We start from the raw sequence: 14427 nt of genomic DNA, 5'->3' as shown, positions 1-14427 counted from the left end.
TGCTCCTGTCGTCGTTCGCTCGTGGTCATCGGGTGACCGCCTTGCACCCGATCTGCGGGTTGAAGGATCCGGTGCCCTGGTTGATCCCGTAGACGCAGACCTGGCTCGTCCCGGCGGGGACGGGCACCGCGATCGAGTAGCCGTGTCCGGACCCGTACTGGGGGAAGGCCGCTCCGACGTCGGTGCGCGCGCCGTCGGCGACGAAGCTCCCCGAGAAGGCGCCGTTGACGTAGACGTGCACGGTGACCGACTGCGCGGTATCGGGATCGATGACCCAGCCGCCCACCGTGGCCTTGCCGTCCTTCACCGTGGCGGTCTCCAGGTTGCCGAACGGATTGCCTCCGGGGATGTCGACCGTGCGGCACGCGAGCTGCGGGTTCCCGAAGTCGCGGACGTTGATCCCGTACACGCAGACCTGGGCGGGCCCACCGGTCGCGGGCACCTGGATCGAGTAGCCGTGCGCCGCGCCGTAGCCGGGGAAGGCGGCCGCCACATCCGGGCGCGACGCCGTGGCGGTCGCCTTGCCCGCCATCACGCCGTTCACGTACACGTGCACGTCGATGGGATCCGGAGTGTCAGGGTCGAGCGCCCACCCGGAGACCGTCAGCGAGCCCGGACCGGTGGCGACCGCGTCGATGTTGCCTCGCGGAGGACCCGACTGGGTCGAGACCGTCTGACAACCCAGGGGCCCCTCGCCGTCGCCTCCGGTCTTGTCGACGCCGTACAGACAGATGTCGCTCGTCCCGACCGGGATGGGGATCCCGCTGACCGCGAAGCCGTGCGACGACCCGGAGGCCGGGTAGGCCGCTCCGACGTCGGGGCGGGACGAGGACGCCGGATACGTCCCGACGGTCTTGCCGTTGACCGTCGCCCTGATGGAGATGCTCCCGGTGGTGTCCGGGTCGATCGCCCACCCCTTCACCCTGGCGGAGCCGTTGGTGGCGGAGGCCTCCTCGAAGGTCCCGAAGGGCGAACCGGACGTGGCGGTCACGGTCGGGCACCCGAGCAGCGTGGTCGAGCCCCCGCCGACGTTCTGCACGTAGACGCACGCCTGGGTGCGACCGATCCCGGCCGGGACCGGGGCGGTCAGCTGCATCCCGTGGTTCGCGCCGTACCCCGGGAAGGCGCTGGCGACATCGGGCCTCTGCACGTCGGCGACGTAGGCGCTGCCCCACCAGGCGGAGCCGTACGGGCCGCCCAGGTAGACGTTGAGGTCGACGCTCGCCGCGGTGTCCGGGTCCAGGGCCCAGCCCTTGATGGTGAGCTGGCCCTTCGACAGGGTCGCGCTCTCGATGTTCCCGACCGGCGGCCCCGTCGGCGGCGTGATGGACGGACATCCCAGGAGGACGCTGTCGCCGCCGCCGACGTTGATGGCGTAGACGCAGACGGATCGTGACCCGGGGACGATGGGCGTCCTGATCTGGAACCCGTGAGCGGCGCCGTAGCCCGGGAACGCCGACGCGATGTCGGAGCGGGAGGCGCTCGCGGTGAAGGAGCCCCCGAAGGTCCCCGTGCCGAACGGCCCGCCGTAGTAGAGGTGCACCGCGATGCTGCTGCTGGTGTCGGGATCGACCGCCCAGCCCTTGAGGCTGACGATGCTGCCCGAGATCGAGACGTCCTCGACGTTGCCGACGGGCGGACCGGACGGGGTCGACGCCTCTCGACAGCCGATCAGGGAGTTGGCCCCCTGTCCGACGTTGATGCCGTAGATGCAGATCTGCGTCGTGCCCGTCGGGACGGGGACGCTGACGGAGTACCCGTGTCGTGAGCCCAGGGGGGGATACGCGGACGCCACGTCGGGGCGGTCGATGTTGGCGACGAACGCCCCCGCCATGGTCCCGACGCCGAACGGGCCGCCCACGTAGACGTGGACCGTCACCGGGCTGGTGGGCTGATCCAGGTCGGCCGCCCAGCCGACCAGCGTGGCCGTGGTGAGGTTCGCCGACGCGCTGTCGAAGCCGCCGATCGGATCGCCCGAGACGTCGACGGTGATGCAGCCGATCGAGGGACCGCGCAGCTTCGTCGACGAGTCGACCCCGTACGCGCACACCTGGTTGGATCCGGGGCTCACCGCGAAGGACGCGGTGTATCCGTGGTTGGCGCCGTACCCGGGGTACACGGCGGCGACGTCCGCTCGTGCCGACTTCGCCGGCACGGTCGCCTTCACCGTGCCGTTGAGGGTGAGCACGACGTCGATGGGATCGGTCGTGTCGGGGTCGAAGGCCCATCCCTTGACGTCGATGTTGGTCCCGGCCCGGATCGCGGTGTCGAGCGAGCCGACCGGCGCTCCCGCCATCACCGTGGTCGTCGCACAGCCGAGCTGCGCGCGAGTCCCGTCCGTGGGGTCCACGGCCACGGCGCAGACCTGGTAGACCCCCGGCGAGGCCGGCACGGTCACGCCGAACCCGTGCGACTGCCCGATGCCCGGATAGGCCGCCTCGACGTCCGGCCTCGGACCATCGGCCCGCACGGTCGACGTGACCACGCCGTTGAGCGTGATGTCGACCTGGATGGGCTGGGTGGTGTCCAGGTCCGCGGCCCAGCCCCGGACGACGACGCCCCCTGGCTGCGCGTAGGCCTGGTCGAACGAGCCGATCGGCAGTCCGGTGTTCGCGGTCACGCGCAGGCCGGTGTTCGACTGGCCGATGTCCACGTGGAGGTGGTTGCAGGTGTCGTTGAACTCGTTGGTGAGGTAGCTGTAGCCGAGCGACGCCATCGAAGGCCGGCCGAAGCACCCCTTCTGACCCAGATGGGTGTTGGCGGGCATGAACTGGTTCATCAAGGCGATCAGCGAGTTGCTGCCGTCGCCCCACCCGTTGGTCCGCTGCGATCCGACCCGCCCGAAGTCGACGGCGACCGCGGGGATGCGGCAGTGCCACGGGCTCGGCGGGTGGAACTCGCCGGTGCAGTTGTACTCGCCGTCGTTCGCGCACCACCGGTTCAGGTCGTTGATCTTCACCGTGCCGAACTGCTTGATCGACACCACGAGCAGCTGCAGCACCCGCCCATCGATGTCGCAGCGCGGGTCGACCGTGCCGTTGGCGATGGGGGCGATCTCGTTCGCCCAGATCTCGTCGATCGTCGGGTCGACCTGGAAGCGACCCTGGTCGCGGGCCGTGAGCAGCCACTGGGCCAGCTCGCGCGGGCTCGCGGAGATCCCGGTGCACGCGGTCCCGCATCCGGCGGCGTCGGTCGGAGCTGCAGCGACGCTCGGAGCGGACGCGAGCGCGGGCGCCTCTGCCGATGCGGGCGTCGCCGTCGTCGCCGTGCTCGGCGCGGACGCGGCGGACGCGGTGCTCGATGCGGAGGCGGCGCCACCGGTGCTCGGCGCCGAGGCGGCGGACACCGTGCTCCTGCTCGGCGCGGAGGCGACGGCGGCGACCTGCGCGGCCCCGACCGGGGAGGCCTGCGTCGGCGCGGCGATGAGGGCTGCGAGCACACCGATCACTGCGACCGCACGAACCACCAAAGACAACGTTCCCTCACCTCTCGATGATCATAGGTCACAGCAGTCACATCCGTCACGCCTGCGAGGGAGATCAGTGGGGGCCGATCGAGGAAGGAACGCCTCGAACAGGCGAGAAGCCCCGGATCCTTCAGGACCCGGGGCTTCTCGAGAGCGGTACCGGTGGGATTTGAACCCACGGTGGAGTCACCCCCACACATGTTTTCGAGACATGCTCCTTCGGCCGCTCGGACACGGTACCGGGGTCGAGTGTACGCGAGCGTCGCGACGGACGCCAATCGGCGGGACGTCGGGCGGGCGCCGATATCCTGGCCGCATGGGTGTCACGATCACGGTCGTCATCCCGTGCCGCGACGACGCGCCCTATCTCGCCTCGGCGCTCGACGCCCTCGCGCGCCAGACCCGGCCCGCGGACGAGATCGTGGTGGTCGACAATGGCTCGAGCGACGACACCGCGGAGGTGGCTCGCGCCCACGGGGCGAGGGTCGTCGAGGAGCCGGTGCAGGGCATCCTCCGTGCCACCGCCGCGGGGTTCGATGCCGCCACCGGCGACGTCCTGGCGCGCATCGACGCAGACTCCATCCCACCCGTCGACTGGCTCGCCCGCGTCGCCGCCGCGTTCGATGGGCCGGAGGCGCCGACGGCGCTGACCGGGCCCGGCCGCTTCTACGAGATCTCCCGTGCCGGAGCCTGGGCCGGTGAGCACCTCTACCTCGGCGGCTACCGCTTCTGGCTCACGCTGTTCCTCGGCCACGCCCCGCTCTTCGGCTCGAACCTGGCCCTCACCCGCGACGCGTGGCTCCGCATCCGCGACACCGTGCACCGCGACGAGCGCCGGGTGCACGACGACCTCGACATCGCCTACCACCTCACGCCGGACATGACCGTCCGGTACGACCGCACCCTGGTCATGCCGATCTCGGGCCGCCCCTTCCACACCGCGAGCGGGCTCGGCCGCCGACTCGGGTGGGGATTCCGCACGATGGCCGTGAACGCGCCCGGGCAATGGCCATGGCAGCGGTGGTCGCACCGACGGCGCGCCCGACGTCGGAGCTAGTCGCGCGGCGTCCCCTCCTCACGGAGCGGGGCGGCGAAGAACGCGTGCTCGAACTCCGCCGACCGCCGGAACGCCTGCCGCATCGAACTCCGCCGTGCCGGGTCCGCCTCCGACGCAGCTGCCATGACGAGCTCCACCGCGCGCCGCGTGGAGGTCTCGAACGCGACGTCGGCGTACGTGTCGAGCCACGACCGGTACGGATGCGCGTCGTGCGACAGCGGATGGAGGCGCGTCCCGACGTCGTGGTAGAGCCAGAAGCAGGGCAGCAGCGCGGCGATCAGGACGGCGTAGTCCCCGCGTGCGCCCGCCGCGAGCAGATGGTCGAGGTAGGCGGTGGTCGTCGCGCCCGGACGCACGTCCCGGAGGTCGTCCTCGCTGATCCAGCTCTCGTGCAGCTGCAGCTCGGCGGCGATGGCGCCGTGGGCGGCCTGCGCCCAGAACGCCTGCTCCGCCGTCGTGGGTGCGAGGCGGCTGGCGATCGCGAGGACCCGCGAGTAGTCCCGCAGGTACAGCGCGTCCTGAGCGAGGTACCAGACGAAGGCCTCCCGCCCGAGGGTGCCGTCGCCGAGACCCCGGACGAAGGGCAGCTCGTCGATGCTCTCGCGGACGCCCCGGATGTGCTCCCACCAGTCGGCCTCGACCTCTCCCGGCAGCGGTCGGGTGTCCAGCCCACCCCGGGCCCACAGCCCGGCGAAGTGGCTGACCGGCCCACGACCGGAGCCGACGCCGAGATCGGCCCCCTCCCGGATGCTCTCGGCGAGCCACCTCTTCGACTCCGCCACGGCGCCCCCCCAGTCCTTCGATCGGGCGTACCGGGTCGCGAGCGCGGAGGAGAGCGAGCATCCTGTGCCGTGCGTGTTGCTCGCGTGGATCCGGGCGCCGGGGTACTCCGAGACGGACACCGCGCCGCCCGTGGCGTCGACCAGCGCGTCCGGGACGTCGTCGCCGGCGAGGTGGCCTCCCTTCGCCAGCACGATCACGCCGTGGCGCTCGGAGACGCGTGCCGCCTGAGCGAGCACGGCGGACCAGTCCGCGGCGACGCCCTCCCCCGCCAGGATCGCCAGCTCGGGGATGTTCGGGGTCACGACGTCGGCGAGGGAGAGGAGGTCGCGCAGGGCCTGCTCCGCGGAGGCGTCGAGCAGACGGTCGCCGCTCGTCGCGACCATGACGGGATCGAGCACGACCGCAGGAGGGTCGGTGCGCTCGAGCCAGCCGCGGACGGTGTCGACGACCTCGCGGGTGCCGAGCATCCCGATCTTCACCGCGTCGATCGCGACGTCGTCCGACACGGCCTCGAGCTGCTCGGCGAGGAACGACGCGGGCGGGACGTGCACCGAGCGCACCCCGTGGGTGTTCTGCGCCACCAGCGCCGTGACGACCGCCATCCCGTAGCCGCCGTTCGCGGCGATGCTCTTGAGGTCGGCCTGGATGCCCGCGCCTCCCGTCGGGTCCGTCCCGGCGATGCTGAGCACACGGGGGACGGGAGGGAGCGCGGTCACGAGCTCGCTCCCCACGCCGCGCGGAGGCGTCGAGCGGCGACCGCGGGATCGGGTGCCGAGCAGATCGCCGAGACCACCGCGGCGCCGGCCGCACCCGCCGCGCGCATCCGCGGCAGGTCCGCCTCGGTCACGCCCCCGATGCCCACCGCGGGCAGGTCGCCGACAGCGACCAGCCGCGCGAACTCGTCGTGCCCGAGGGCGGCGGGCGCGTCCCTCTTGGTCGTCGTGGGATGCAGCGCCCCGATCCCGACGTAGTCGACCCGCGACGGATGCGCGGCCGCCTCCCTCAGCTGCTCGGGCGTCGACGCGCTGAGACCGAGCAGCGCGTCCGGCCCGATCATCTCCCGCACCGTCGCGACGGGCAGGTCGGATTGGCCGACGTGCACACCGCTCACCCGCGCTCCCGACCCGCGCGCGGCGAGGAAGACGTCGACGCGGTCGTTGACCAGGAGCGCGACCCCCTCGGGAAGGGCCCGCCCGAGCCGGGTCACGGTGGCGAGGAACTCGCGAGCCGGTGCATCCTTCTCCCTCACCTGGACGGCGGTGGCACCGCCCTCCACCGCCGCGAGCACGAGCTCGACGAGGTCGTGGCCGGCAGCGGCGGCGAGGCGCGAGTCCGTCACGAGGTAGACGGAGAGATCGGCGTTCACGACAGCATCCCGAGGCGGCGGATCGTGTCGGCGTCGACGGCGGCGAGGGCGTCGAGCATCTCGACGCCGAAGCTCCCCGGGCCCGCGGCACGGGCCGCGGCGAGCTCGGCCGCGACCGTGTAGACGGTGATCGCCGCGACCGTGGTCGCGAAGCGGTCGTCGTCGACCGCGGCGAAGGCCGCCATCACCGCCCCCAGCGCGCACCCCCCGCCCGTGATCCGCGTGAGCAGGGGATGCCCGTTCGCGATCCGGATGACGTCGCGTCCGTCGGTGACGACGTCCACGGGCCCCGAGACCGCGACCACTCCCCCGGTCCGCTCCGCCAGCGATCGCGCGGCGGGCAGGGCCGACTCGACTCCGTCGGACGCGTCGACTCCGCGGCCGCCCGCTCCCGCGCCCGCCACCGCGAGGATCTCGGAGGCGTTCCCCCTCACCACGGTGGGGCCGAGGTCGACGAGCCGTCCGGCCAGCGCCGTGCGCACGGGCAGGGCCCCGACCGCGACCGGGTCGAGCACCCACGGCGTGCCCGCCTCGCTCGCTGCGGCCACCGCCTCCAGCATCGCCTCCCGCTGCTCCGAGGTCGGGGTCCCGAGGTTCACGAGGAGGCCCGAGGCGACCGTCGCGAACGGCCCGGCCTCCCCGGGGATGTCGACCATCGCAGCGGAGGCGCCCAGGGCGAGCAGGGAGTTGGCGGTGACGTTCACCACCACGCTGTTCGTGATGCACTGCACGAGCGGCGTGCGTGCGCGGACCTCCTCCAGCGCGGAGCAGGTGAGGTCGAGCAGATGGTCAGGCGTGCGCGTCAAGAGCGACATCCCTTCGCTAGTACGAACTAGATCAGGTTCGACGGGTGTGTTCTCAGCCCCGCAGGGCACCCCGTGTCACGTGTGATCCCACCCTAGCGCGGCAGGGTTCAGGCCGACGGCGCTGGTGGATCCGCCTTCTCGAACAGCGCGAGCATGTCGGCGGCCAGCTCGTAGGGCGCATCCTCGCAGGGGCTGTGCCCGGTGCGGTACACGCTGATGCTCGCCCCGATGGCCTCCGCGAAGCGGGCGTGCCGCTCGAGCGGCCACAGATCGTGCTCGCCCACAGCGACGGCCTTGGGGATGCTCAGCGCCCGCAACCGCGACTCAACGTCGGGCGCCTCCATCATGATGCGCATGATGTCGCGATGCGCATCGCGCCTGGTGAAGCGGAAGCGGTCGCGCACGAACGCCAGCCGCCCGGGCTTGACGTGCAGCACGTTGACCTGGACGCCCCAGCGCATGAGCGCCGCGGCCGCGCCGGGGGTGGCGAGCCGGGCGAAGGGGCCGAGCCGCTTCACCCCGGCGAAGCTCTGCCCGGGGTCGGGAGGGGTGCCGAGGAACGTGAGGCTCGCCACCAGCTCGGGTCTCTGGACCGCGACCACCGCGGCCACCACCCCGGCGAACGAGTACCCCAGGAGGTGCGCCGGTGTCGTGCCGGCCTCGAGGAACGCGATCATGTCGTCGACGAAGAGTCGCAGCGTGTACCGGTCCTCCGGCGGCTCCAGGTTCCACGGGCCGGCGCCCGCCGACTGGAAGTTCCCCGCCAGGTCGTAGCTCTGCGTGAAATACCCGGCCGCGACGAGCTCGGGCATGAGGAAGTGGAAGTCCTCCTTGGAACCCGTCGCCCCCGCGACGAGCACGACCCGCGGATGCGCGGGATCGCCGAGAGACCAGGTGGCGAGGCGGCCGCTCGGAGCGAGGAAGGTGGAGACGACCGTCCCCGCCGGAGGATCGGCCCAGTCGACATCGGGCAGACTCTCGTCGCGCGCCACCGCGACGCGTCTGGCCTCTGCCCCCGAGTCTGACACGCGACCAACCTACCGTCTGCTCCCGTCGGCCCGTGGGATCGTGGTGCCGACATGACCGAGAGCAGCCCGCACGTGCCGCGCGCGCCGCAGGAACCGCGCGCGTCGGACGAGCCGCACGCGCCGCATCCCGAGCAGGAGCGCGGCTGGGTGCGCGCCACCCGGAGCCTCCTCCTCTGCCTGTCGCTCGCGTTCCTCGTCGCGTACAGCGTTCAGGTGCTCGCGACCGACCTGACCGGTGACGAGCGGACGGCGCTCACCCTCTTCATCTCCGCCACCTGGACGCTCTTCGTCGTCGAGTACCTCGTCCGCTTCCTGCGAGCCCCGCGCAAGGCGCGGTTCGTCCGCGAGACCCCCGTCGAGCTGCTCGCGGTCATCGTCCCGGTCTTCCGGCCTCTGCTCCTGCTGTCGTACCTCCACCGCATCCCCGCCCTCCGGGGCCGGTCCGGATCGGCCGTGCGCGGGCGCGTCGTGAGCTACGCCGCTCTGTTCGCGGTCCTCTTCGTCTACTCCATCTCCCTCGGCGTGCTCGCCGCCGAACGGGGAGCACCCGGAGCGAACATCGAGACCTTCGGCGACGCCCTGTGGTGGGCATGTGTCACGATCGCCACGGTGGGATACGGCGACTACTACCCCGTCACCGCGCTCGGCCGCATCCTCGCCGTCATGCTGATGGCCGGGGGCATCGTCATCGTGGGCGTCGCGACGGCGACCATCGTGTCGGTGCTCGGCGAACGCATCCGTCGGACGCCTGCGGAGCGGTCCCGCGACTGACCCCCGCACGCGGGGTCGACGGAGACGGGCTCGTGGGGCATCATCGTCTGTTGGCCCGACTCGCGGACTCCTGTCGCCTGACGTTCACCTTTTCGTGATTGGGTCGTGTGAAGCAGTACGCACCACCGACACGTCGAACCGACCCGAAACGGGACATCAGTGACCATGCGCACGGCCGAATACCCGAGGCCGAACCACTTCCTGCTCCACATCAGCGACACGCACCTCCTCGCCCGACGCGGCAAGCTGTACGACCGCGTCGACAGCACCGCCTACCTCGAGCAGCTCTTCGACGAGCTCGAGGCCTCCGGCGGCAGGCCCGAGGCGATCGTCTTCACCGGCGACCTCGCCGACAAGGGCGAGGCGGATGCGTACCGGAACCTGCGGGCGATCGTCGAGCCCGCCGCGCAGCGGCTCGGCGCCCGCGTCATCTGGGTGATGGGCAACCACGACGAGCGCCGCGCCTTCCGGGCTGGGCTCTTCGGCGAGGTGCCGACCGACAAGTCGGTCGATCGCGTGTACGACGTGAACGGCCTGCGCGTGATCACCCTCGACTCGACGGTCCCGGGCCATCACCACGGCGAGGTGTCGGGCGAGCAGCTCGACTGGCTCGCCGAGGAGCTCGCCATCCCGGCCCCGCACGGCACCATCCTGGCGATGCACCACCCGCCCGTGCCCAGCGTGCTCGATCTCGCGGTCTCGGTCGAGCTGCGCGACCAGCGGAGCCTCGCCGAGGTCGTCGAGGGCAGCGACATCCGGTCGATCATCGCCGGCCACCTGCACTACTCGACCACGGCGACGTTCGCCGGGATCCCGGTCTCCGTCGCCTCCGCCACCTGCTACACGCAGGACCTCAACGTGGAGACCGGCGGCACGAGGGGTCGCGACGGCGCCCAGGGCTTCAACCTGGTGCACGTCTACGAGCACACGGTGCTGCACTCGGTCGTCCCGCTCGGAAGCTTCCCCGCGCTCGACCACATCACCGCGGAGGAGTCGGCTCGCCGACTGGCCGCGCAGGGCGTCCGGATCGCCGAGGCGGTCAGCCCACGGGTTGCGCCAGAGCCCCCGATGACGATGCCGGTCCTTCTGCCGACCCGACGCTGACCTCGGCGCGCGACTCCTTCTCCCACGGAGCGGGGAAGGGGAAGTAGCGCTCGAGGAAGTCGATGACCGCGGTCGTGCGCTCCTCGACCCCGATCTCGGGCTTCGAGCCGTCGTTGAGGCAGAACATGTCGGCGTCGCGGCGCTTGAGGAGCCGGCGCATGGCCTTGAGCGCCGAGCGGAGCGTGGTCTCGATGTACTGCACCCGCGCCTGCGTCTGCACCACCGCGCGGCCCGTCATCAGGGCGTAGTAGTGGTAGAAGGAGTTCGTGACCGAGATGTCGGTCGCCGAGCGGAACGGGCTCGCCGTCGTCCGTGCGAAGGCCTCGGCGAACTCGTCCTCCAGCTCGAACATGACGCTCTTCCGGAGCGGCGCGGCGCTGTGCTCGAGGTGCCGCGTGGTGATCCGGCCGAAGCGCTCCTGGAGCAGGGCGCGGTTGACCCGCGCGGCGTTCTCGAACCCGCTGCGCGAGGGGTCGTTGCCGCCGAGACCGACGCGTGTGGTGGCCTCGACGAACTTCGTCACCCCGCCGGGCGAGAAGAACATGTCGGGGCTGAGCGGACGCCCGAAGAACATGTCGTCGTTGCTGTAGAGGAAGTGCTCGGCCAGGCCCGGGATGCGGTGCAGCTGCGCCTCGACGGCGTGCGAGTTGTGCGTGGGCAGGTCGTCGGGGTTGCGGAAGAACTCCTCGCTGCGCACGATGGTGACCCGCGGGTCGTCGGCGAGCCACGCGGGCGCCGGGGAGTCGGTGGCGATGAAGATGCGACGCACCCACGGCGCGTACATCCACACGCTCCGCAGGGCGTACTTCAGCTCGTCGATCTGGCGGTAGCGGGCCTCGGAGTCGTCGCCGTCGCCCACCACGTAGTTCGCCATGCGCTTGGCGCGGGCACGCTGGAACTCGATGTCCGTGCCGTCGACCCAGGAGAACACCATGTCGATGTCGAAGTCGACGTCGGAGGCGAGCGGCTGGAACATGCCGTCGATCGTCCGCCAGCTGCGGCCGTACAGCTCGACCGTCGACTCGACGACCTCGTCGCGCGGGATGGTCGTCCGCGTGAGCGAGTTCTCGACCGGGGTCGTGATGGTGTTGTTCGACACCCGCCAGAACTCGAGCTGCACCGCGCCCTCCGCCCCGTAGCGGAGGTGTCCGGTGCGGTCGAGCCGCGGACGGTAGATGCGCACGACGCGGGGCTTGCCCGCGAAGGCGTCGCCGTCGGCCACCAGGTGGGCATGCTCTCCCGGGGCCTTCGCATAGAAGGGCTCGTCGGCGAACGCCGCGGTCAGCGCACGGCGCACGGCCTTCCGCGACTTCGCCTGGAGCGCCAGAACGGGGCGGTCGTCGTTGCCCCGGATGAGGAGGTAGGGGATGTTCGCCGAGTCGAGCGCATCCGCCACCGCCAGGAGGTCGGCGACCATCGACTCCCGTGGCGTCGTGCGCGCCACGTCGAGCGTCAGCTCCCCCTTGGAGAGCAGAAGGTCGGACCTCATCAGGACCGGTGGCGCCGTCTGCGCCAGGGACTCGAGAAGAGGGGGGTTCACTCCGCGGACGTCGTCGGACACGGTCGCCTCCAATCGGTCGTTTCTGTGTGGTTCTCCTGCCGCCATCGCCAGACGTTCCATTCTACGCCGTGCCATGTTTCGACCGGATGTCGGCGAACGCCGCCGCGACCCTGAAACGCTTGTATTCAAGGTGTTAGCCTGACCTCAGCAGAGAGCGGGATCGCGCCGCTCCCCCACCTGAAAGGGCATCGTCCCCACGATGAGCTACATCACCTCGAAGGCCCTCGACGAGACGGGCTACGTCGTCCTCGACGATCACGACCAGGCCGCCGATCCGCAGGAGTGGCTCGACCTCGAGTACGTCGACTGGAAGTCCTCCGGCGACACCCGGTTCGCCCCGCTGACGAGCGCGTTCGGCGAGATGGAGTGCGACGGGTTCTGGAACCACACTCCCCCGCGCACCGACAAGGACGGGGTCTGGGTCGAGGCCAACGCCGCCAAGGCGCCCGTGCTCCGCGCCCGTGCCGAGGAGCCCGGCACGAACATCGGCCGCTGCCGCGTGATCGAGCTCAAAGCCGACACGTACCCCACCGCCCTCTACAACCTGCACCAGGACGACAACAACCGCCTGAACCCCGACGGCACGGGCTGGATCGTGCGGGCGTTCTTCAACCTCTCGGACGACCCCGACTCCTACCTCATCCTCCGCGAGGACCGGTTCGACCCCGAGACCGAGGTGCGCATCTCCCTCCCCGCGGGCCGCCAGGTCATCGTCGACACCCAGCGCTTCTGGCACGCCGTGTGGCACCAGGGCTCGTCGCCGCGCTACTGCCTCATCGCGTCGTGGGAGTCCGGGCCCGCGCTCGACGCCTACATCGAGAAGTACCACGGCGACCCGCGCTTCCCGTCCGCGCCCCTCGACCCCGCCTTCGTCGAGGAGTCTCAGGCCGACGTGCGACACCGCCTCGCCGAGCGCGCCGCCACCGTGGCGGCCCAGGGCCGGGCCGCGCGTGCCGCGTCGCAGGAGTCCGCGCAGTCGGAGAACTGAGCCTGTCGGCTCCCGCACCGTCGCGCTTCTCGGCCCCGCTGTCCCCAGGACGGCGGGGCCGAGTCGCGATGTCGGCGGAGGCACCTAGGGTGTGAGGCATGGCGACCAGAGCATCCGCGCGCACGACGAGCGGCTTCCGCTGCACGGAGTGCGGGTGGCAGGCGGCGAAGTGGGCGGGGCGCTGCGGCGAGTGCCAGAGCTGGGGCACCGTGGTCGCCGTGTCCGAGCAGGAGGGCATCCTCCGCACGGTCAAGCCCGTGGTGGTCGACGAGGCGCGCATCGCCAGGCCCATCACCGAGATCGACTCGGATGCGGCGTCCCACTGGGCCACGGGGATCGGCGAGTTCGACCGCGTGCTCGGCGGTGGGCTCGTGCCCGGCGCCGCCATCCTGCTCTCCGGCGAGCCCGGCGTGGGCAAGTCCACGCTGCTGCTCGAGGTCGCGGCGAAGGCCGCGTCCGAGCACCTGAGGGTGCTCTACGTGTCGGCCGAGGAGTCGGCGTCGCAGGTGAAGCTGCGCGCGGAGCGGACGCACTCGCTGTCTCCGACGCTCATGCTCGCCTCCGAGACCGACCTCGGCACGGTGCTCGGGCAGATCGACGCGGTCCAGCCGCACCTCCTGATCGTCGACTCCGTGCAGACCGTGTCGTCCTCCTCGCTCGACAGCGCGGCAGGCAGCCCCACGCAGGTGCGCGAGGTCGCGACGTCCCTCATCCGCATCGCCAAGCAGCGGTCGCTGCCCGTGCTGCTGGTCGGCCACGTCACGAAGGACGGGTCGATCGCCGGCCCTCGACTGCTGGAGCACCTGGTCGACGTGGTCTGCCAGTTCGAGGGCGACCGCCAGACCTCGCTGCGCTTCGTCCGCGCGCTCAAGAACCGCTTCGGCCCCACCGACGAGGTGGGCTGCTTCGAGATGACGGGCGACGGCATCCGCGAGGTGCCCGACCCGTCGGGCCTGTTCCTCTCCCGGGGGTCGGATGCGGTGAGCGGCACCTGCGTCACGGTCGCGCTGGAGGGGCGTCGGGCCCTGCCCGTCGAGGTGCAGGCTCTCGTCGTCGCGACGCCGTCGCCCAACCCGCGGCGGGTCACGAACGGTGTCGACTCCTCGCGGGTGGCCATGATCCTCGCGGTGCTGGAGCGGCGAGCGCGTCTCACGCTGAGCGACAAGGACGTCTACGTCTCGACCGTGGGCGGGGTGAAGCTGGTCGAGCCGGCCGCCGATCTCGCGATCGCGCTGGCGCTGGCCTCGGCGGCACAGGACCGCCCGCTCGCCCACGCGCTGGCCGCGTACGGCGAGATCAGCCTCGCCGGGGAGGTGCGTCCGGTGGCCTCCGCGCGCATCCGCGCCGCCGAGGCCCGCCGCCTGGGCTTCACCACCCTCGTCGACGACGAGGCGCGCCACCTCGGCCGCGCCCTGGGCCGCGCCTTCTCCTAGCGCGCGAGCGCGTCCCGCGCCGCGCCCCGCCCGCGCCGCGCACGCCGCGCATTCGCCGACTGGC

At 71.7% G+C, this 14427-nt stretch carries 11 protein-coding genes, 1 tRNA gene and 1 riboswitch; of the genes, 5 read left to right on the top strand and 7 right to left on the bottom strand.

The genetic code is table 11. The annotated features are described in order from the left end of the window. Nucleotides 1-25 precede the first annotated feature (25 nt). Nucleotides 26-3466, bottom strand: coding sequence for a hypothetical protein (locus IEX69_RS16565; protein WP_157127097.1), 3441 nt, complete (start codon nucleotides 3464-3466; stop codon nucleotides 26-28). Between the two features lie 154 nt (nucleotides 3467-3620). Next, nucleotides 3621-3707: transfer RNA gene (locus IEX69_RS16560), tRNA-Ser, on the bottom strand. Nucleotides 3708-3782: 75 nt separating this feature from the next. On the opposite strand from IEX69_RS16560, the gene IEX69_RS16555 reads away from it, so the two are divergent. Beyond that, nucleotides 3783-4523 carry a glycosyltransferase family A protein gene (locus tag IEX69_RS16555; protein WP_085018686.1) on the top strand — a complete coding sequence of 247 codons (741 nt, stop codon included), beginning with the start codon at nucleotides 3783-3785 and terminating at the stop codon, nucleotides 4521-4523. Here IEX69_RS16555 and thiD read toward each other — a convergent pair. From thiD to IEX69_RS16535, 4 genes are all read right to left on the bottom strand, one after another. Next, entirely contained in the window at nucleotides 4520-6022 is a 1503-nt protein-coding gene (thiD, locus tag IEX69_RS16550; RefSeq protein WP_188760955.1) for a bifunctional hydroxymethylpyrimidine kinase/phosphomethylpyrimidine kinase, read from the bottom strand. The two genes, IEX69_RS16555 and thiD, sit on opposite strands and share 4 nt — an antisense overlap. Next, nucleotides 6019-6672 carry a thiamine phosphate synthase gene (gene thiE, locus IEX69_RS16545; protein WP_085018684.1) on the bottom strand — a complete coding sequence of 218 codons (654 nt, stop codon included), beginning with the start codon at nucleotides 6670-6672 and terminating at the stop codon, nucleotides 6019-6021. The genes thiD and thiE overlap by 4 nt, the downstream gene beginning before the upstream one ends. After that, the gene (gene thiM / locus IEX69_RS16540; RefSeq protein WP_157127096.1) at nucleotides 6669-7487 is read right to left on the bottom strand and encodes a hydroxyethylthiazole kinase; all 819 of its coding nucleotides are present in this window, start codon (nucleotides 7485-7487) and stop codon (nucleotides 6669-6671) included. The genes thiE and thiM overlap by 4 nt, the downstream gene beginning before the upstream one ends. Beyond that, nucleotides 7470-7561: riboswitch (TPP riboswitch) on the bottom strand. It overlaps the preceding gene by 18 nt. A gap of 24 nt (nucleotides 7562-7585) precedes the next feature. After that, on the bottom strand, nucleotides 7586-8506 hold the full coding sequence (locus IEX69_RS16535; protein ID WP_085018683.1) for an alpha/beta fold hydrolase: 921 nt from the start codon (nucleotides 8504-8506) through the stop codon (nucleotides 7586-7588). 51 nt (nucleotides 8507-8557) lie between these two features. Between IEX69_RS16535 and IEX69_RS16530 the strand changes: the two genes are divergently transcribed. After that, on the top strand, nucleotides 8558-9277 hold the full coding sequence (locus tag IEX69_RS16530) for a potassium channel family protein (RefSeq protein ID WP_085018682.1): 720 nt from the start codon (nucleotides 8558-8560) through the stop codon (nucleotides 9275-9277). Between the two features lie 165 nt (nucleotides 9278-9442). Beyond that, nucleotides 9443-10381, top strand: a complete 939-nt coding sequence (locus IEX69_RS16525) for a phosphodiesterase (protein WP_085018681.1) — start codon at nucleotides 9443-9445, stop codon at nucleotides 10379-10381. On the opposite strand, the gene IEX69_RS16520 is transcribed toward IEX69_RS16525, so the two are convergent. Then, complete coding sequence (locus tag IEX69_RS16520; RefSeq protein ID WP_157127408.1) at nucleotides 10317-11870, bottom strand: stealth family protein; 1554 nt, start codon at nucleotides 11868-11870, stop codon at nucleotides 10317-10319. The genes IEX69_RS16525 and IEX69_RS16520 overlap by 65 nt on opposite strands. 271 nt (nucleotides 11871-12141) lie before the next feature. On the opposite strand from IEX69_RS16520, the gene IEX69_RS16515 reads away from it, so the two are divergent. Then, nucleotides 12142-12930, top strand: a complete 789-nt coding sequence (locus IEX69_RS16515; RefSeq protein WP_085018679.1) for a cupin domain-containing protein — start codon at nucleotides 12142-12144, stop codon at nucleotides 12928-12930. Between the two features lie 98 nt (nucleotides 12931-13028). After that, nucleotides 13029-14363 (top strand): DNA repair protein RadA, encoded by a 1335-nt coding sequence (radA, locus tag IEX69_RS16510; protein ID WP_085018678.1) that lies wholly within the window; start codon nucleotides 13029-13031, stop codon nucleotides 14361-14363. The last annotated feature ends 64 nt before the right edge of the window (nucleotides 14364-14427 follow it).

This window comes from Cnuibacter physcomitrellae (genome assembly GCF_014640535.1).
GTDB lineage: Bacteria > Actinomycetota > Actinomycetes > Actinomycetales > Microbacteriaceae > Cnuibacter > Cnuibacter physcomitrellae.
The sequence above is the reverse complement of the archived record's forward strand: the minus strand, read 5'-3'. Positions and strand labels throughout refer to the sequence as shown.